Origin of the sequence: Amycolatopsis aidingensis, assembly GCF_018885265.1 — a bacterium.
GTDB lineage: Bacteria > Actinomycetota > Actinomycetes > Mycobacteriales > Pseudonocardiaceae > Amycolatopsis > Amycolatopsis aidingensis.
Map to the genome: position 1 here is coordinate 2,496,473 of NZ_CP076538.1, position 19,262 is coordinate 2,515,734.

The 19,262-nt window shown below is 70.2% G+C and carries 13 protein-coding genes; 10 read left to right on the forward strand and 3 right to left on the reverse strand.

What is annotated here, in order from left to right; translation table 11 throughout:
• Positions 1 to 28 precede the first annotated feature (28 nt).
• A complete protein-coding gene (gene hrpA, locus KOI47_RS11870; RefSeq protein WP_216216031.1) occupies positions 29 to 3,922 on the forward strand; it encodes an ATP-dependent RNA helicase HrpA in 3,894 nt (1,297 codons plus the stop codon).
• Between the two features lie 98 nt (positions 3,923 to 4,020).
• Here the strand turns inward: hrpA and KOI47_RS11875 are convergent, their stop codons facing one another.
• On the reverse strand, positions 4,021 to 4,614 hold the full coding sequence (locus tag KOI47_RS11875) for a hypothetical protein (protein ID WP_216216032.1): 594 nt from the start codon (positions 4,612 to 4,614) through the stop codon (positions 4,021 to 4,023).
• 72 nt (positions 4,615 to 4,686) lie between these two features.
• The gene (locus KOI47_RS11880; RefSeq protein ID WP_216216033.1) at positions 4,687 to 6,393 is read right to left on the reverse strand and encodes a bifunctional 3'-5' exonuclease/DNA polymerase; all 1,707 of its coding nucleotides are present in this window, start codon (positions 6,391 to 6,393) and stop codon (positions 4,687 to 4,689) included.
• 157 nt (positions 6,394 to 6,550) lie between these two features.
• On the opposite strand from KOI47_RS11880, the gene KOI47_RS11885 reads away from it, so the two are divergent.
• Complete coding sequence (locus KOI47_RS11885; RefSeq protein ID WP_216216034.1) at positions 6,551 to 8,176, forward strand: acyl-CoA synthetase; 1,626 nt, start codon at positions 6,551 to 6,553, stop codon at positions 8,174 to 8,176.
• An 8-nt stretch (positions 8,177 to 8,184) separates the two neighbouring features.
• Here the strand turns inward: KOI47_RS11885 and KOI47_RS11890 are convergent, their stop codons facing one another.
• On the reverse strand, positions 8,185 to 9,126 hold the full coding sequence (locus KOI47_RS11890; RefSeq protein WP_216216035.1) for a hypothetical protein: 942 nt from the start codon (positions 9,124 to 9,126) through the stop codon (positions 8,185 to 8,187).
• Between the two features lie 322 nt (positions 9,127 to 9,448).
• Between KOI47_RS11890 and KOI47_RS11895 the strand changes: the two genes are divergently transcribed.
• From KOI47_RS11895 to KOI47_RS11930, 8 genes are all read left to right on the forward strand, one after another.
• Positions 9,449 to 10,204, forward strand: a complete 756-nt coding sequence (locus KOI47_RS11895) for an SDR family oxidoreductase (RefSeq protein ID WP_216216036.1) — start codon at positions 9,449 to 9,451, stop codon at positions 10,202 to 10,204.
• Positions 10,201 to 11,277, forward strand: a complete 1,077-nt coding sequence (locus KOI47_RS11900) for a phosphotransferase family protein (protein WP_216216037.1) — start codon at positions 10,201 to 10,203, stop codon at positions 11,275 to 11,277. Before KOI47_RS11895 ends, KOI47_RS11900 begins: the two co-directional genes overlap by 4 nt.
• A complete protein-coding gene (locus tag KOI47_RS11905; protein ID WP_216216038.1) occupies positions 11,277 to 11,927 on the forward strand; it encodes a histidine phosphatase family protein in 651 nt (216 codons plus the stop codon). The genes KOI47_RS11900 and KOI47_RS11905 overlap by 1 nt, the downstream gene beginning before the upstream one ends.
• 11 nt (positions 11,928 to 11,938) lie before the next feature.
• Complete coding sequence (locus tag KOI47_RS11910) at positions 11,939 to 12,859, forward strand: SMP-30/gluconolactonase/LRE family protein (protein WP_216216039.1); 921 nt, start codon at positions 11,939 to 11,941, stop codon at positions 12,857 to 12,859.
• Entirely contained in the window at positions 12,856 to 14,109 is a 1,254-nt protein-coding gene (locus tag KOI47_RS11915; RefSeq protein ID WP_232376693.1) for an MFS transporter, read from the forward strand. Before KOI47_RS11910 ends, KOI47_RS11915 begins: the two co-directional genes overlap by 4 nt.
• Positions 14,110 to 14,329: 220 nt before the next feature.
• Positions 14,330 to 17,179 (forward strand): AfsR/SARP family transcriptional regulator, encoded by a 2,850-nt coding sequence (locus KOI47_RS11920; RefSeq protein ID WP_216216040.1) that lies wholly within the window; start codon positions 14,330 to 14,332, stop codon positions 17,177 to 17,179.
• Between the two features lie 11 nt (positions 17,180 to 17,190).
• A complete protein-coding gene (locus KOI47_RS11925; protein WP_216216041.1) occupies positions 17,191 to 17,718 on the forward strand; it encodes a GNAT family N-acetyltransferase in 528 nt (175 codons plus the stop codon).
• A 353-nt stretch (positions 17,719 to 18,071) separates the two neighbouring features.
• On the forward strand, positions 18,072 to 19,262 hold the full coding sequence (locus tag KOI47_RS11930) for a DUF222 domain-containing protein (protein WP_216216042.1): 1,191 nt from the start codon (positions 18,072 to 18,074) through the stop codon (positions 19,260 to 19,262).

Genomic DNA, 19,262 nt, shown 5'->3' on the forward strand with positions numbered 1-19,262 from the left:
TGGCCCGCGCGGTTATGGTGGAGTTCGTATGTCTACTCGATCTTCCCTTGATGAGCTGCGCCCGCGGCTGCGCGAGCTGACCGCCAGGGACGCGCACAGGCTGCGGCGGCGCATCGACGGTGCGCGCAAGGCGAGGGACCACGCCGCGGTCGCCGCGGAGATCGCGGCCGATATGGACGCGGCCGAGCTGCGGGTGCGCAACCGGATCGCGGCGGTGCCGAAGCTGGAGTACCCGGCCGAGTTGCCGGTCAGCCAGCGCAAGGCGGACATCGCCGAGCTGATCAGGGACCACCAGGTGGTGATCGTCGCGGGGGAGACCGGCTCGGGCAAGACCACCCAGCTGCCCAAGATCTGCCTGGAACTCGGCCGCGGCGTGCGCGGCCAGATCGGGCACACCCAGCCGCGCAGGCTGGCGGCGCGCACGGTGGCCGAGCGGGTGGCAGCCGAGCTGCGGACCGAGCTGGGCTCCACGGTCGGGTACAAGGTGCGGTTCACCGACCGGGGCGGGGACGACACCCTGGTCAAGCTGATGACCGACGGCATCCTGCTGGCCGAGATCCAGCACGACCGGATGCTGCGCCAGTACGACACGATCATCATCGACGAGGCACACGAGCGCAGCCTGAACATCGACTTCCTGCTCGGCTACCTCAAGCAGCTGCTGCCGCGCCGTCCGGACCTCAAGCTGGTCATCACCTCGGCCACCATCGACCCGGAGCGGTTCTCCCGGCACTTCGGGGACGCGCCGATCATCGAGGTCTCCGGCCGCACCTACCCGGTCGAGGTGCGGTACCGCCCGGTGGTCGACCCCGATGACCCGGATGCCGACCCGGACCGCGACCAGGTGCAGGCCATCTGCGAGGCGTCGCGGGAGCTGATCGCCGAGGGGCCGGGGGACATCCTGGTGTTCCTCTCCGGGGAACGGGAGATCCGGGACACCGCGGACGCGCTGGCCGCGCTGAACCTGCCGAACACCGAGATACTGCCGCTGTACGCGCGGCTGTCCTCGGCCGAGCAGCACCGGGTTTTCCAGTCGCACACCGGGCGCCGGATCGTGCTGGCCACCAACGTCGCCGAGACCTCGCTGACCGTTCCGGGGATCAAGTACGTGATCGACCCCGGCACCGCACGGATCTCCCGGTACAGCCATCGCACCAAGGTGCAGCGGCTGCCGATCGAACCGGTGTCCCAGGCCTCGGCCAACCAGCGCAAGGGCCGCTGCGGGCGAACCTCGGACGGCATCTGCATCCGGTTGTACTCGGAGGAGGACTTCGTCTCCCGGCCGGAGTTCACCGACCCGGAGATCCTGCGCACCAACCTCGCCTCGGTCATCCTGCAGATGACCTCGCTGGGACTGGGGGACATCGGGGCGTTCCCGTTCGTGGAACCGCCGGACCGCAGGCAGATCACCGACGGGGTCAACCTGCTGCAGGAGCTGGGCGCCTTCGACCCCGGTGCCGAGGCCCGCCGCAAGCTGACCAGGACCGGCAGGCAGCTGGCGCAGCTGCCGGTCGATCCCCGGCTGGGCCGGATGGTGCTACAGGCCGCGCAGGACGGCTGCGTGCGCGAGGTCATGATCATCGTCGCCGCACTGTCCATTCAGGATCCACGGGAGCGGCCGGCGGAGAAGCAGCAGGCCGCCGATCAGAAACACGCCCGGTTCACCGACAAGAACTCCGACTTCCAGGCCTACCTCAATCTGTGGGAGTACCTGACCGAGCAGCAGAAGGCGTTGTCCGGCAACCAGTTCCGCAAGCTGTGCCGGGCGGAGTACCTGAACTACCTTCGGGTGAGGGAGTGGCAGGACATCTACGGCCAGCTGACCAGGCTGGCCAAACCGCTCGGTATCTCCCCGAACAACTCGGCCGCGAACTTCCAGCAGGTACACACCGCGCTGATCGCCGGGATGCTCTCGCATATCGGGCTCAAGGACCCGGCAAAAGGGGACTATCTCGGCGCGCGCGGTACCCGGTTCGCGGTGTTCCCCGGCTCCGGGCTGTTCAAGAAGCAACCGCGCTGGGTGATGGCGGCCGAGCTGGTGGAGACCTCGCGGCTGTGGGCCAGGGTGGTGGCCAGGATCGAGCCGGAATGGGTGGAGCCGCTGGCCGGTCACGTGGTCAAGCGCACCTACTCGGAGCCGCACTGGGAACGCAAGCGTGGCGCGGTGATGGCCAGCGAGCGGGTCACCCTGTACGGGGTTCCACTGGTGACCGGGCGGAAGGTGACCTACGGGAAGATCGACCCCGAGCTGTCCCGCGAGCTGTTCATCCGGCACGCACTGGTCGAGGGGGACTGGCAGACCAACCACCGGTTCTTCCACGACAACCGCGCGTTGCTGGACGAGGTGTCCGACCTGGAACACCGGGCCCGCAGGCACGACATCCTCGTCGACGACGAGACCCTGTTCGAGTTCTACGACCAGCGTATCCCCGCCGATGTGGTGTCCGCGCGGCATTTCGACAGCTGGTGGAAGCAGGCCCGGCGCGAGCAGCCGGACCTGCTCACCTTCGAGAAGTCGATGCTGATCAACGCCACCGCGGGCGGGGTGAGCGAGACCGACTACCCGGACAGCTGGCGGCAGGGCGGCCTGGAGTTCCGGCTCACTTACCAGTTCGAGCCAGGTACCGACGCCGACGGGGTCACCGTGCACCTGCCGTTGCCGGTGCTGAACCAGGTGACCGAGGATGGCTTCGACTGGCAGGTTCCCGGGCTGCGCGAGGAGCTGGTCACCGCGCTGATCAAGTCCCTGCCCAAGCAGCTGCGCCGCAACTTCGTGCCGGCCCCGGACCACGCCAGGGAGGTGCTGCAGCGGGTCGGCCCTGAAGACGGCCCGCTGGTGGAGGTACTCGGCGCGGAGCTGGAGCGGCTGCGCGGGGTGACCGTGCCACCGAACGCCTGGCAGCCCACCGCCGTGCCGGATCACCTGCGGATGACCTTCCGGGTGGTGGACGAGCGGGATCGCACCCTCGCCGAGGGCAAGGACCTCGAGGAGCTGCGGCAACGGTTGCGCGGCGAGGTCAGGGCAACCATCTCCGCGGCGGCGGACAGCATCGAGCGTTCCGGGCTGCGCACTCCCGCCTTCGGCGAGCTGCCCACGGTGTTCCATGGCAACCGCGGCGGGCACGAGGTGAAGGCATACCCGGCGCTGGTGGACGAGGGGGACAGCGTCGCGGTGCGGATGCTGGACACACAGGGAATGCAGCGGCAGCAGATGTGGGCGGGCACCCGGCGGATGCTGCGGCTGAACCTGCCCTCGCCGATGAAGTTCATCAACCGCAACCTGAACAACCAGGCCAAGCTGGTGCTCAGCCGCAACCCGCACGGCGGGGTGGGGCCGTTGCTTGAGGACTGCGTCGACTGCGCGGTGGACAAGCTGATGGCCGACGCTGGCGGCCCGGTGTGGTCGGACTCCGGGTTCGAGCCCCTGCTGGAGAAGGTGCGCGCCGGGCTGAACCCCACCGTGCTCGAGGTGCTGCACGAGGTGGAACGCGTGCTGCACGCCGCGCATGAGGTCGAGGTGCTGCTGGCCGACGCGAAGGCACCGGCACCCGCCGAGTCGGTCGCCGACCTGCGTACGCAGTTCGCCGGCCTGGTCCACCCGGGTTTCGTCACCGCGGCGGGGTATGACCGGCTGCCGGACCTGACCCGCTACCTGCGGGCGATGGAACGCAGGCTGGACAAGCTGCCCAGTGATCCAGCCCGCGACCTGGAGCGGGTACGCGAGATCCAGTGGCTGCGCGGGGAGTACCAGGCGGTGCTGGACGAGTTGCCGCCACAGACCCCGCCGGGCCCAGCACTGGCCGAGATCCCCTGGATGATCGAGGAACTGCGGGTCAGCTTCTTCGCGCAGACCCTGCGCACCGCGTACCCGGTCTCGGTGAAGCGCATCCTCCGCGCCATGGACGAGGCCGCCGCAACCTGATCGTGTTTGCCCGCCACGCGCACGTGTTTGCTCCCCACATCCACGCGTTGGCCGCCCACGCGCACGAGTTTGCCGTTCCCGTACGGCCCCGGCTGCCGCTACCCGCAGTTCGGGGCATCCGCCGCGGCCTCGACCAGCTCGGGTGACCCGGTCAGTTCCCCCACCGGATCGAGCGACTTGTGCGCGTGTTCCTGCGCCTTGATCAGGCCGTCCGCCGCGTGGTTCTGCGCATCCACGTCCTCGTGGTGGGCGGCATCCAGCTTCTCCTTGGCCGCCGCTGCCGTTTCCCGTGCGGTGGCGTAGTTGTCCCGGGTGGTCCGCTCGGCGGTTTCGGCGGTGGCGTCGGGCGGCGGGCCGAGTGCGTCGAGCGCGGCGATGGCCTCGTCCAGTGTCGTGACGAAGTGTGCGAGCAACTCGCTCGTCTGGCGCTGGATCTCGCCGACCGTGTCGCCGTTCGTCGGCTGGGGCATCTCGTTCAGCCTGGCCGAGAACCCGTTGACGGCCCCGCAGAAGCCGTCCACCCACGCCACGGGATCGGCCCCCGCCGGTGAGGTGGCCGGGGTCGAGGTGGTTGCGGGCGCGGAGGTGTCCTGGTCGCCAGGGGCCTGCGGGGTTTCGCTTCCGGAGTCACAGGCGGTCAGCGCGAGACTCGCGGCGAGGCAGGCGGCGAAGAAAAAGGTGGACCGCAACATCGTCTTCTCCCCTGGACCGATGCGTCGTCGTACGTTACGTATCGGCCTGCCGCCGCGGGCGTTACCGGCTCCTCATTTCGCGTCGGCGTAGGACTCCACGGCCACCGCGGGCATCGGGAACCGCACCGGGCAGGATGGCCCGAACACCAGCGCGGTGGTCTCCCGCACCGCATCGTCCAGGCTGGTGATGACCGTCTCGGCCAGCTCGGCCGGCGCGTGCACCAGTACCTCGTCGTGCTGGAAGAACACCAGGTGTGCCGGCTCGGGCAGGCGCTGCCGCAGGGTGGCGAGCAGCACGGCCGTCCAGTCCGCCGCGGTGGCCTGCACGACGAAGTTGCGGGTGAACCGGCCCCAGTCCTTGGCTGCCCTGCGGGCCTTGCCCTCCGCCGCCGCGTCCTCGCTGGTGCCACCGGTCAGCGCCCGCCATGCCGCCGAGGGCTCGGGTGAGGTGCGGCCGAGCCGGGAGCGGACCCGTTCGCCCCGTTCCCCCGCGGCAGCCGCGTGCTCCACATAGGACACGGCGTCCGGGAAACGTTGGCGCAGCAGCCCGAGCAGTGCGGCCGCCTCACCCGCGGTGCCGCCGTACATGGCCGAGAGCATGGCGATCTTGGCCCGGGAGCGGTCATCCCGCTGCTCGCCAGCCGGCCTGCGGACACCGGCGAACATCGCCTCGGCGAGCCGGTCGTACAGATCCACCGAGCCGGAGACCTCGGCCAGTTTCTGATCGCCGGACAGCGCCGCCAGCACCCGCGGCTCCAGCTGCGCGGCGTCCGCGACCACCAGCCGCCAGCCCGGATCGGCCCGCACACACACCCGCAGGATCCGGGGAATCTGCAACGCGGCCCCGCCCCGGCTGGCCCAGCGCCCGGACACCACCCCGCCGACGACGTAGACCGGGCGGAACCGGTTCCCGCGCACCCACCCGGACAGCCAGTTCCAGCCGTGCGCGGAATGCAGCCTGGCCAGCTCCTTGTACTCCAGCAACGGCGCCACCGCGGGATGGTCCACCTTGCGCAGCACATGCGCCCTGGTGGAAGGCACCTCGATCCCGGCATGCGCGAAGGCGCGCAGCACGCTGCCAGGGTGGTCCGGGTTCACCGGCCTTTCCCCGAACGCCTCCTGCACACGTTCGGCCAGCTCGGCGAGCTTGCGCGGACGCTGTCCGGCCGGTACCCGGGGGCCGAGCAGCTCGGTGAGCAGGGCGTCGTGCAGGTCGGCACGCCAGGGCAGGCCGTGCCGGGACATCTCGGCCGCGGCCAGCGCGCTCGCCGACTCCGCCGCGATCAGCAGCCGCATCCGCTCCGGCTGCACGGCCCGCTCCACCCTGGCGCGCTGCCGGTGGAACACCAGCTCGGCCGCGTCCACCGGACGGACATCGGCAGGCAACCCGGAGCCGCGCGGATCGAAAAGGCCGGGCTGGCTGTCCGGTTCGTGGCCGGGTGGCTCCGGGTCCGGCGGCGGCACCAGCCCGCTGGCCCTGGCGTACGCCGCGGCGAGTCTGCGCGGCTGGTCGGCCTCGCCCTCGGCGGCCAGCAGCAGGCCCTCGGCCAGCGCCAGGTCATGGCACCGGTCCACTCGCAGCCCGGCCTCCAGCAGGACCGGGTAGTCCTCCTCGACGGAAGCGAAGACCCAGCGCGGCCGGTGCTCCCGCTCCAGCCGCTCGACGTAACGGGTCAGCTCGGTGGCCGGTACGCCGGAGAGCTCCGCACCGGCGCCGTCCGCGCCGAGCGGCCGGGTGGAGTACACCCCTTCGGCATCCCGCACGACGATGATCTGCACACGAGGATTCTGCGCGTGGCCACCGACAATCCTGTCGGGGAGGCTGGTCACGACCCCGGCGGTCAGTTACTGTCGGGTAGGTCATACCGTCAGTACGGTACGGACGTAGTCACAGTGCCGGTGACGCCATCTCGGCCGCAGCAACGGAGGTGCCCGGATGAGGAACGCGCCCAGCGTGTCCGAGCTCGCCACGAAGGTGACGGAGACGGTCCGCAGCATCGGGGTGATGTGGCAGGCCGGGCTGGTGCCGTTCCCTCGCCTCGACGAGGGGCTGCGGTCGCTGTACGCGGTCCGCAAGTTCGGTCCGTTCGCCGGGGCGAACCAGATCGCGGCGCGCAGGGACGCCAGCGCCGTCGGGCTCGTCGACGAGCTGGGCCCGATCACCTTCAAGCAGCTCGACCAGCGGTCCAACGCACTGGCCAGGGCCTGGTCCCAGCGCGGCCTCGGCCCGGGGACCGTGATCGCGGCGCTGTGCCGGGACCACCGCTGGCTGGTGCTCGCCATGCTTGCGGCAGGCAAGCTCGGCGCCCGCCTGGTGCTGATGAACACCGGGTTCGCCAAGCCGCAGCTGGCCGATGTCGCCGCCCGCGAGCAGGTGCGCGCGCTGGTGTACGACGAGGAGTTCACCGACCTGCTGGCGATGGTCGGCGAGGATGTGGGGCGTTACCTTGCCTGGACCGAAGGGGGCGGCGACCACCAGGTCCCGGCGCTGGACGAGCTGATCGTCTCCACCGACGACCGCCCGGTGCCCGCGCCGGCCAAGCCCGGTGGGTTCGTGCTGCTGACCAGCGGTACGACCGGGACGCCCAAGGGCGCGCCGCGCCCGCAGACCTCCCCGCTGCACTCCGCACAGTTCCTCGACCGCGTCCCGTTGCGCGCGGGGGAGCGCACCTATCTCGGCGCGCCGCTGTTCCACGGCACCGGGCTCTCCCAGTTCATCCTGTCCTTCGCGCTGGGCTCCACCGTGGTCATGCGGCGCAGGTTCGATCCGGAGGAGACCCTGCGCGGGGTGGCCGAGCACCGCTGCACGGCGCTGGTGCTGGTACCCACGATGCTGCAGCGCATCGTGGACCTCGATCCCGAGGTGCTGGCCAAGTACGACACCTCGGCACTGCGGATCATCTTCGTCGCCGGTTCGGCGCTGTCTCCCGACCTCGGCAACCGGGCGACGAAGATCTTCGGTGAGGTGGTGCACAACCTCTACGGCTCGACCGAGGTGGCCGTGGCCACGGTGGCCACCCCGGAGGACTGGCGCAAGGCACCGGGCACCGTCGGCAGGTCGCCGGTGGGTTGCAAGGTGATGCTGTACGACGAGGCAGGCAACCGGATCACCGAGCCGAACGTGACCGGCAGGGTGTTCGTCGGCAGCGGGCTCAGCTTCGGCGGCTACACCGACGGGCGGAACAAGGAGATCATCGACGGCCTGCTGGCCAGCGGGGATGTCGGGCACTTCGACGCCGACGGGCTGCTGTTCATCGACGGCAGGGACGACGAGATGATCGTCTCGGGCGGGGAGAACGTGTTCCCGATCGAGGTGGAGAACCTGCTGGTCGAGCGGGCGGACGTGCTCGAGGCCGCGGTGATCGGCGTGCCGGACGAGGAGTTCGGCCAGCGGCTCAAGGCGTTCGTGGTGCCCGCCGAGGGGGCCGACCTGGACGCGGACACCGTGCGGGACTACGTGAAGGCCAACCTCGCCCGGTACAAGGTGCCGCGGGAGGTGGAGTTCCTTGCCGAGCTGCCGCGCAACGCCACCGGCAAGGTGCTGCGGAACAAGCTCACCTGAGCCGACCCTCACAGCCAGTCGATACCGAACACGCCAGGGCCGAAATCGAGCGCCACGGCGTGCACCCCGTTCGTGCCGTCGATGGTGAGTTCCCTGCGGTCCAGCTCACCGCCCGTGGTCGCCTGCTTGTACTGCCAGCAGTTTCGCACCGCGCAGCCGACGTCGAAACGGATTTCCAGCAGATATTCCCGAATCGGGCTCCTGAATTCCCGGTAATGTGTGTTCTGGCACTCCGGATAGGGTGGCCCATCATTGGTGAGTGAATACTCGATCAAATGTGTCTCGCCCCGGTTTATCGGCCGGTCGAACAGCAGTTCCGCGACGGTGAGCCCATGCTTGACATCCACCTCGGCCCTGCCGACGGTGCAGTTGCGTAATGCGTGCAGCCGCGGCGGGTTGGCCTCCGCGTTGTCCTGGTTGTACACCAGCAGCCAGCGATCCTGCCGGTCGGCGTTGGCCTGGAAAACACAGCGGGCGGTGACCGCGCGCTGCCCACCGTCGGCTGCGATCTCGCAGCTGTCGTGCAGGCCAACCAGGCTGAGCTTGTGCTGCTCCTCGAGGGCGTAGGGCGCGCCGACCCGCGCGAGCAGTCGTTGCAGCGCCGCCCTGGGAAAGGTGAGCGTGTCCTCCGGAGGGTGGTGCCGTCCCCTGGAACGGGTGCCCCGCGGCCGCGGCGGGGACAGCAGGCCCAGCAGCGCACCGGAGGGCAGTTCCAGGATCTCCTCCAGCGCGCTGACCGCCGACAGCGAACTCTGCCGTTCCGGCTGTCGCTTGCCGGACTGCCAGTAGCTCAGCGCGGTCACGCTGACCGGGACCCCGCGGCGTTGCAACCGGGCCTGAATGCGGTCCAGGCTGAGCCCGCTCGCGGAAATCGCGGAACGCAATGCGGACGAGAACGATTCACTGGCGGAATCGTTGCCGCCCCGCTCCGCACTGTTCCCCGACCTCATGTTTCCGACCCGCCCGCCCGTTGGCTCGCTGGTAACGATAAGGACAACATTATCAGTGTGCTGTAACGATGCTGTTCCGCTCTCTGGGTCATGTCTCGGCCCGCCCGGGTCACCGAGATTACTCCTGATGGAGCAGTACTGGTAACTGGGAATCGTTGCCAGGCGGCGCCGGGCACGTTTGCATGGGAACCACGCAACGGACTGCGCCGATGTGAGACCACGTTGCCCCCTGGAACCGGTGGCCCGGTGCCTGGTATGCCCCCTTGCCAGGCGCCGGGCCACCGGCTTGTTACTTGTGGGTAAGTAATGTGAGACTTCAGGCATGACCTTCCGGAAGAACATCGTGATCACGGGGGCCAGCTCCGGCCTCGGCGAGGGTATGGCGTGGCGGTTCGCCGCGCGGGGCCGCAATCTCGCACTCTGTGCCCGCCGCACCGACCGGCTTGACGAGCTCGCCGCCGAACTACGCGAGCGTTATCCGGGCATTCAGGTCATGACCCGCAAACTGGACGTGAACGACCACGGCCGGGTGTTCGACGTGTTCCAGGAGTTCTGGGGCGAGTTCGGCACCATCGACCGGGTGATCGTGAACGCCGGGCTTGGCAAGGGGCAGCCGGTCGGCACCGGGTACTTCGACGCCAACCGGCAGACCATCGAGACCAACCTGGTGGCCGCGCTCGCCCAGTGCGAGGCGGCACTGGAGATCTTCCGCGAGCAGGAGTCCGGACACCTGGTGGTGGTGTCCTCGTTCAGCGCGGTCCGCGGGCTACCGGGCAATGTCACCGCCTACGCCGCCTCCAAGGCGGGGGTGTCCGCGCTGGCCGACGGTATCCGGGCGGACACCCTGCGTACCCCGATCAAGGTGACCGTGCTGCAGCCCGGGTACATCGAGTCGGAGATGACCGGCCGGTCCCGCAAGACCCCGCTGCTGACCGGTGCGGAACAGGGCCACCGGGCGCTGGTCCAGGCGATCGAGCGGGAGACACCCAAGGCCTACATCCCGATGCTCCCGTGGGCGCCGCTGAGCGTGGTGATGCGGCTGCTGCCCACCGGGATGCTGCGGAAGTTCACCGGATGAGCCCCGCCGAGACCGACCCGACCACCGAGGTCCGCGCCGAGGACGGCTTCGACGTGGCGGCCGTGCACGGCTGGCTGCGCACCAGGGTCGAGGGCATCGAGGGCGCGGGCCCGCCCGAGGTGCGGCAGTTCCCGCGTGGCGCGTCCAACCTGACCTACCTGCTGCGCTACCCGGACCGGGAGCTGATCCTGCGCAGACCGCCGATGGGGGAGAAGGCGGCCTCGGCGCACGATATGCGGCGGGAGTACCGGGTGCAGGCCGGGCTGCGGCCGGTGTTCCCCTACGTGCCGGAGGTGCTGGCCTTCTGCGACGACCCCGCCGTCCTCGGGGACGACTTCTACGTGATGGAGCGGCTGGACGGGCTGATCCTGCGCGGTGACCTGCCCGCGGGCATGTCCCTGCGGCCGGCGGCGGCCCGTGACCTCTCGATCCGGCTGATCGACCGGCTGGTCGAGCTGCACCAGGTGGACGTCACCGCGGCCGGCCTTGCCGACCTCGGCAAGGGCGCAGGCTATGTGCGCAGGCAGATCGAGGGCTGGAGCGCGCGGTTCGAGCGGGCCCGTACCGAGAACGTACCCGCCTTCGGCGAGGTGATGCGCTGGCTGGCGGACAACCAGCCCGGCGAGGTGTCGATCTGCCTGATCCACAACGACTTCCGGTTCGACAACGTGGTGCTGGCCGGCCGGGAGGACCTGCGGATCACCGGCATCCTGGACTGGGAGATGGCCACGCTCGGTGACCCGCTGATGGAGCTCGGCAGCACCCTGGCGTACTGGGTGCAGGCCGATGACGAGGAGACCTTCCAGCTGAGCAGGCGGCAGCCGACCCACCTGCCCGGCATGCTCACCCGCGCCGAGGTCGTCGACCACTACGCCGAGCGCACCGGGCTCGCCGTGCCGAACTGGACGTTCTACGAGGTGTACGGACTGTTCCGGCTGGCCGTGGTGCTACAGCAGATCTATCACCGCTACCACCACGGGCAGACGCACAACCCGGCGTTCAAGGACTTCTGGATGTTCGTCGGCTACCTGGAGTCCCGTTGCCTGCGGATCATCCGGGAGGACGGTGCCTGATGGGCGCGATCTACCTGATCCGGCACGGGCAGGCCTCCTTCGGTGCGGCGGACTACGACGTGCTCTCCGAGCAGGGGACGGTGCAGTCCACCGCGGTGGGCGCCGAGCTGCGCCGCCGGGGCGCCCGGATCGCCGAGGCCCGCTGCGGCTCGTTGCTGCGCCAGCGCGCCACGGCCGCCGCGGCGCTGGCGGAACTGGGTGGTGACCTTTCCGCCAAGGAGGACCCGAGGTGGAACGAGTACGACCACCTGGACGTGCTGGCCCAGCACGGCACGCCGGTGCGGCAGCGGGACCCGCGCGAGTTCCAGGCCGCGCTGGACGCCGCGCTGCGCGCGTGGACCAAGGCCGGTACGGGCAGCCCCTGCGTGGAGAGCTGGCCCGCGTTCGGCAGCCGGGTCCGTGCCGCCGTGACGGAGCTGGCCGCCGCGCTGGGCAAGGGCGAGCAGGCCGTGGTGTTCACCTCCGGCGGGGTCATTGCCGCGCTGGCCGCGGACCTGCTCGGCGGCGGTGCCGAGTCCTTCCTCTTCCTCAACCGGGTGACCGCGAACGCGGGCATCACCAAGTTGGTCGCTGGCCAAAGCGGACTGTCCCTGCTTTCGTTCAATGAGCACGCGCATTTCGAGTCCACATCGTTGCTCAGCTACCGCTAGGAGGCATTCCCGTGTCCCTTGCCGGAACCACGGTGATCCCGGTGAACGGTCATGGTCCCGAGGACGTGCTCGTCGATGCGGAGGGTCGGGTCTACACCGGCCTCGAGGACGGCCGGATCATCCGGATCGCCCAGGAAGGCAGGCGGATCGACACCATCGCGGACACCGGCGGCCGCCCGCTCGGCCTGGAGTTCCTCGGCGCGGACGAGCTGCTGGTCTGCGACGCCGACCGGGGCCTGCTCGCGGTGACCATCGCCGAGGGCGCGGTGCGGACCCTGGCCACCGAGGGTGCGGGCAGGCGGCTGCTGGTGTGCAACAACGCCGCGGTGGCAGCCGATGGCACGGTGTACTTCAGCGACTCCTCCACCCGGTTCCCGGTGCGCGAGTGGCGCGCCGACCTGATCGAGCAGACCGGGACCGGGCGGCTGCTGCGCCGCACCCCGGACGGCACGATCGACCTGCTGGCCGATGGGTTGCAGTTCGCCAACGGGGTGGCACTCATCCCGGACGAGTCCTTCGTGACCGTGGCCGAAAGCGGCGCCTGCCGGCTGCGCAGGGTGTGGCTGACCGGTGAGAAGCAGGGCAGGGTCGAGGTGTTCGCCGGTGGCCTGCCCGGCTACCCGGACAACACCAGCACCGGCAGCGACGGGCTGATCTGGGTCGCGATGCCCAGCCCCGAGGTCGCCGCGCTTAGCCTGGTGCGCAGGCTGCCCGCGCCGGTGCGGGCGGCGGTGCGCAGGGCCCCGCTGTGGCTACAGCCCGCGCCCTCGCGCACCATGCGCGCGCTGGGTCTGGACGCCGACGGCCGGATCGTGCACGAGCGGTCGGGGGAGGTCGATGGCTTCCACCTGATGACCGGGATCCGGGAGCGGGAGGGCACGCTGTACTTCGGCAGCCTCGAGGAACGTGCCATCGCTATGCTGCCCTTGTGACCACCCCGGCCCGCCGCGCGACGAGCGCGCTCGACGAGCCGACCACCCCGGTGGGCATGGCCTGGACCCTGCGGCTTTCCGCGGGGGTGCTGGGCTTCTCCATGGCCACGGTCACCCCGATCCAGATCCTGTTGCCGCTGCAGATCGAGCGGATCGACGCGGCGAGCAAGGAGACGAACCTCGCCGTCGTCACCGCCTGCGCGGCGGTGGTCTCGATCCTGGCCGCGCCGATCGCGGGGGCGTTGTCCGACCGCACCACCTCCCGGCTGGGCAGGCGCCGCCCGTGGGTGCTCGGCGGGGCGGTGGTCTGCGCCTGCGCGCTGGTGCTGCTGCCTGCGCAGCTCACCGTGCTGGGCGTCGCGCTGTGCTGGATGACGGCCCAGGGCGCGCAGAACGCGATGTTCGCCGGGCTGACCGCGAGCGTGCCGGACCAGGTGCCGGTGCGGCAGCGCGGCTTCGTGTCCGCCTTCGCCGGCCTGCCGCTGCCGCTCGGGCTGGTGCTCGGGGTGCTGCTGGTGACCGTGGTGGTGCCCACCAACACCGGTGGCTACCTGCTGCTTGCCGGGCTGGTACTCGGCCTTGCGCTGCCGTTCGTGCTGGCCTCCCGGGAGCCAAGGCTGCTGCCCGAGCAGCGGCCGAGGTTCGAGCTGCGCCGGTTCGTGCGGGGATTCTGGATCAGCCCGCGGCGGCATCCGGACTTCGCCTGGGCGGCGGTGGCGCGGCTGGCCATCCAGCTGGCCAACTCGATCGCTACCCTGTACCTGCTGTACTTCCTGCGCGATGTGCTGAAGCTGGACGACCCCGCTGACGGGGTCTTCGTGCTGACCGTGGCGTACACCCTGGGCATCCTGTGCACCAGCGTGCTGGCCGGGAGGCTGTCCGACCGCAGCGGGCGCAGGAAGATCTACGTGGTGAGCTCCTCGGGGATCATCGCGGTGTCCATGCTGATGCTGGCGGTCTGGCACTCCTGGCTCGCCGTGGTGCTCGCCGCCGCGGTGCTCGGGCTTGGCTACGGTGTGTACGTGGCGGTGGACAACGCGCTGATCACCCAGGTGCTGCCTGCCGCGACCGACCGGGCCAAGGACCTCGGCATCGTGAACCTGGCCAACACGGCCCCGCAGGCCTTCGCCCCGATGATCGCGGGCGGGATCATCGCGCTGGTGGGCAGCTATCCCGTGCTCTACCTCACGGCGGGCTGCGTGGCCATCGCGGGCGCCTTCCTGATCCTGCCCATCCGCTCCGTCCCCTGAGCCGGAAGGTCCCGGTATCGCCGCACCCCCTGCGGCGATACCGGGCCGTCTGCTACAGCTCCCGGTTGCGTTCGGAGCCGTTCACCCCGTACATCTCCAACCCCCTTGTTCACCGTGGAAATCGGCCGGGGCCAGTATGCTGCGCCGAACTGGTGAAAACCTTGCACCGGCCTTGCGCTGGCCTTGTTCGCCCCGATGGGCGAGTGCTTCGATCATGGAGGTGGATGTCACGGACCGGACTGGTGGCGACATCGTGGTGCGCCTGCTTGGCAGTGTCGGGCTGGACGCCCACGGTGGGGTCGCCGGTGGCCCGGTGACCGCGGGGCCCGCCAAGCAGTGTTGCGTACTGGCCGCGCTCGCGCTCACCCCGGGTAAGCCGGTGCCGCTGGACTCGTTGATCGACCGGGTGTGGGGCGAGCGGCCGCCCGCGGCCGCCAGGGACACGCTCTACGGTCACATCGCGCGGCTGCGCAGGCTGCTGCGGGAACTCGGCTGGGAAGGCACGGTCGCGCTTGGCAAACACGGCGGCGGTTACCTGCTCGAGGTGCCGCCCGAGCGGGTGGACGTCCACCTGATGCGCAGGATCGCCGGGCAGGGCCGCGCCGCACTCGCGGACGGTGAGCCCCGGCGCGCCGCGGGCCTGTTGCGGGAAGCCGCCGCGCTGTGGCGGGGTCCGGCGCTGGCCGGGATCGGCGGCGACTGGGCCGAGCGAGTGCGGGACGGGCTGGAACGCGAACGGCTCGGCCTGCTCGGTGACCTCTTCGAAGCCGAGCTGGCGGCGGGAAGGCATGCCGAGGTGGTGGCCGAGCTGGCCAACCTGGTGGCCGAGTATCCGCTGGCCGAGTCGTTGGTGCGCTTGCTGATGCTGGCGTTGTACCGGGTGGGCCGGAGCAGCGAGGCGCTGGACTGTTTCACCGCGCTCGCCCGGCGGCTGCGCACCGAGCTCGGCACCGAGCCCGGCGCCGCGCTCGGCGAGCTGCACCAGCGGATCCTGCGGGAGGACCCGGGGCTGCGCACCGAAGGCGCCATACGTGCGGCCGCGGCCGCCGTCCCGGTGCCCCGCCAGCTGCCAGCCGATGTGGGCGGCTTCGTCGGCAGGGCCGACGAGCTGAAGCAGCTCGACGCGCTACCGCCGGTAGGCGAGCCGGGCAGCACGCCGATCGTGGTGATCGCCGGTACCGGCGGGATCGGCAAGACCGCGCTCGCGGTGCACTGGGCGCAGCAGAACCTGGACCGGTTCCCGGACGGGCAGTTGCACGTCAACCTGCGTGGCTTCGATCCATCCAGCGAGCCGAGTTCCCCTTCGGTGGTGCTGCGTGGCTTCCTGGACGCGCTCGGGGCCGATGCCGCCGCGATCCCGGCCGACCTGGATGGGCGGGCGGCGCTCTACCGCAGCATGCTCTCGGGCAAACGCTTGCTGGTGGTACTCGACAATGCCGGGGACGCCGCCCAGGTGGAGCCGTTGCTGCCGGGCAGCGAGACCTGCGCCGTACTGGTCACCAGCCGCCGTCAGTTGCCGGGTTTGCAGTTGCGTGGTGGGCGGCTGGTCAACCTGGACGTGCTGAGCGCGGGGGAGGCCCGCGACCTGCTGGCCGGTCAGCTCGGCACGGAACGGGTGCTGAGTGAGCCCGCGGTGGCAGCCGATCTGGTCCGCTGGTGCGCCGGGCTGCCACTCGCGGTGAGCATCGTGGTGGCGCGTGCCGCGGCCCATCCGGACTTTCCGCTTGCCGTGCTCGCCGAGGAACTGCGCAGCGCATCGGCCCGGCTGGACGCCCTCGACGCCGGGGAGCTGAGTGCCAACCTGCGCGCGGTGTTCTCCTGGTCCTACCGCGCGCTCGTTGCCCCGGCCGCCCGGATGTTCCGCCTCCTCGGCCTTGTCCAGGGGCCGGATATCAGCAGGCAGGCGGCCGCCGGGCTGGCCGCGGTCGCACCGGAACAGGCCAGGGCACTGCTGCGCGAGCTGGAAACCGCGCACCTGGTGCAGCAGCACGTCCCCGGCCGGTACCGGATGCACGACCTGCTGCGGCTCTACGCCGCTGAGCAGGCCACCGAGTCCGGGGAGCAGGAGGAACTGCGGGCCGCCCCGCGCAGACTGGTGGACTTCTACCTGCATACCGCGCACGCGGCGGACCGGCTGCTCTACCCGCAGCGGCCGCTGATCGCCCCTGACCCGCCCGCCGAGGGGGTGCTGCCGGAGGTTCCGGAAAGCACCGCGGCGGCCGCGGAGTGGTTCGACACCGAGCACGAATGTCTGCTGGCCGCCCAGGACGCGGCCATCGCGCACCGGCTGGACGCGCAGGTGTGGCTGCTGGCCTGGGTGCTCGGCAGCTTCCACCGGCGGCGCGGCAACCCGCAGGAGAGCCTGGAGTCCTGGCGTGCCGGGGTGGCAGCCGCCGACCGGCTCGGTGCGCCCCTCGCCAGGGGCTGGGCGCACCGCGAGATCGGGCACACCTACGCCAGGGTGGGGCAGCAGGAGCAGGCGCTGGAACACCTCGAACTCGCCCTCGAGCTGTTCACCGAGGCCGGTGACCTCGGCGCCAAGGCGCACACTCATCAGGCGCTGGCGGTGGTACTGGAGTTCGCGGGCGACAACGAGCGGGCGCTGGAACAGGCGCATCACTCGCTGCGCCTGTTCCAGGAGGTCGGCGATCACGTCTGGGCCGCGGACATGCGGGGTGCCATCGGCTGGTTCGAGGCCAAACTCGGCAACTTCGCGGCCGCGCGCGTGCACTGCGAGGAAGGGCTGGCGTTGTGCCGCAGGCACGGGCACCGCCGGGCGGAGGCGCAAACCCTGGACAGCCTCGGATACGTTGTGCGGCACTTGGGCGACTACGACGAGGCCGTGCGACATTACCGCGAGGCGCTGGCGGTGTTCCGGGAGCTGCGACACACCTACGAGGAGGCGCGGACGCTGGCCAGCCTCGGGGACACCCACCAGGCCTTCGGCGAGATCGAAGCGGCCGTCGCATCCTGGCGCCAGGCCCTGACATTATTCCGGGAGCAACGGCGTACCGCCGACGTGGAGCGGGTAGAGCGAAAACTGGCGGACGTCGGTGAGCAGCAGGGCTAGTGTCGGACGGTATGTTCCTGGAGACCGATCGTCTGGTGCTGCGGGCCTTCACTGAGTCCGATGTCGACAATCTGGTCGAGCTGGACAGTGATCCGGAGGTCATGCGGTGGCTCTCCGGTGGGCGACCCACGTCGCGAGCGGAGATCGAGCGCCGGGTGTTGCCGAGGTTTCTCGGCGGCGGCTACTGGGCGGCGGAGGAGAAGCCGCACGGGGTGTTCCTCGGGTGGTTCGAGCTGTGCTCCCGCGCCGGTGACCGGCCGGGCGAGGTCGAGCTCGGTTACCGCCTGCGCCGCTCGGCGTGGGGGCACGGATACGCGACCGAGGGCGCGCGGGCGTTGGTACGCAAGGCTTTCACCGAACTGGGCGTCTGGCGGATCTACGCCCAGACCATGACGGTCAACCAGCGTTCCCGCCGGGTGCTGGAGAAGGCGGGCCTGCGCCACGTGCGAACCTTCCACCAGGACTGGCCGGAACCCATCGAGGGCAGCGAGCGCGGTGAAGTCGAGTACGCCCTCGAACGCATTAACTGGACCCCCTAACCCCCGGCGTGTTTGCTCTCCACGCGCGTGTGTTTGCCGTTCCCGCGCACGCTTTGGCTGTCCACGCGCACGCTTTGGCCCTTCCCGCGCATCGTGTTTGCCGCTCAGGTAACCGTGTTGGCCGGTGACGAGCCTGTGGCTGGGTTCCAAGCACGCCTCCGGCGCGCCGCGGGGCACTGGCGCTCCACACATCACCATTAGCAGGGCTGGTTGCTAGCGCCAGCACCCCACGGAACGGGCACCCCGGGCCCGGCCTGGCATGCATTCTGTGTCGAACACGCATTCGAGTGAATACCGGCGGGTATACATTCACGCGGGGAATTCTTGTCGGACTCGTCGATACAATTGTGGGTATGGACAGACACAGTTCTGATCCGCACACGGATCCCGCCGAAGACGCACTCACCACACTCGACCTATTGGAGGCCAACGAACGCGCCATCGCCCGGCTGGAGGCGCGGCGGGTGCTGCTGGTGGCCGACCTCGCCCACGACGGGGACGAACGGGTCTCGCTGGTGACCGAGATCGCCGGACGGCTGTACTGGACCCGGCACCGGGTGGAGGAAGCCCTGGCGCTGGGGCAGCACCTCACCCGGTTGCCGAACACCCTCGCCGCGTTCCGGGAGGGCCGGATTGATCAGGAGAAGGTGAAAGCGGTGGTCGAACCCACCGCGGTCCTCACCGACCAACAAGCCCGCGAGGTGGATAAGCGGATGGGCGACAAACTGGAACGCAAAGACCGCACCAGCCTGCGGCGGTCGGTGCGCTACCAGGTACTCGCGGTCGACCCGGACGGGGCGGCGCGGCGCACCCGGGCCCGGCGGGCACAACGGTCCCTGGAACTCATCCATCAAGACGATGGGGTGTCCAGCCTCATGGCCGACCTCCCGACGGAGGTGGCCAGTGCGATTTATGCGCGGTGTGACCGGGCCGCCCGACGCCTCCGACGGGAAGGGGACAGTCGCACGTTGGAGCAGTTGCGGGCGGACGTGTTCGCCGATTTGGCCCTGCGGGAACAGGGTGAGATCCGGGCGCCGCGGACGGAGGTGTACCTGTACTTCGCGGCCAGTTCGTTGCTGGGGTTGGATGAGCAGCCGGGGTATCTGGCCGGGCATGGGCATATTCCGGCGTCGTTGGCGCGGGAGCTGGCTACGCATCCGGACAGTGTGTGGCGGCGGTTGTTGACCGACCCGGCCACGGGGCATCCCACCGATCTGGGGCGTACGCGGTATCGGCCGCCGGCGGCGCTGGATGAGTTCGTGCGGGTACGGGACCGGGAATGCCAGGGGATCGGGTGCCACCGGCCCTCCCAGCAGTGCCAGAACGACCACACCACCGACTGGGCCCAGGGCGGAGGCACCTGTGAGGAGGAGCTGGTCGGGTACTGCGAGCGCGACCATCACCTGAAGGACCTGCCGGGATGGAAATACGAGGTGATCGACGGGATACCCACCATCACCACACCCCACGGAGACATCCACCAAAGCCCACGGGAGCCGCTGCACGAACCCCTCACCCCAGACAACGACAAACCACCCTTCTGA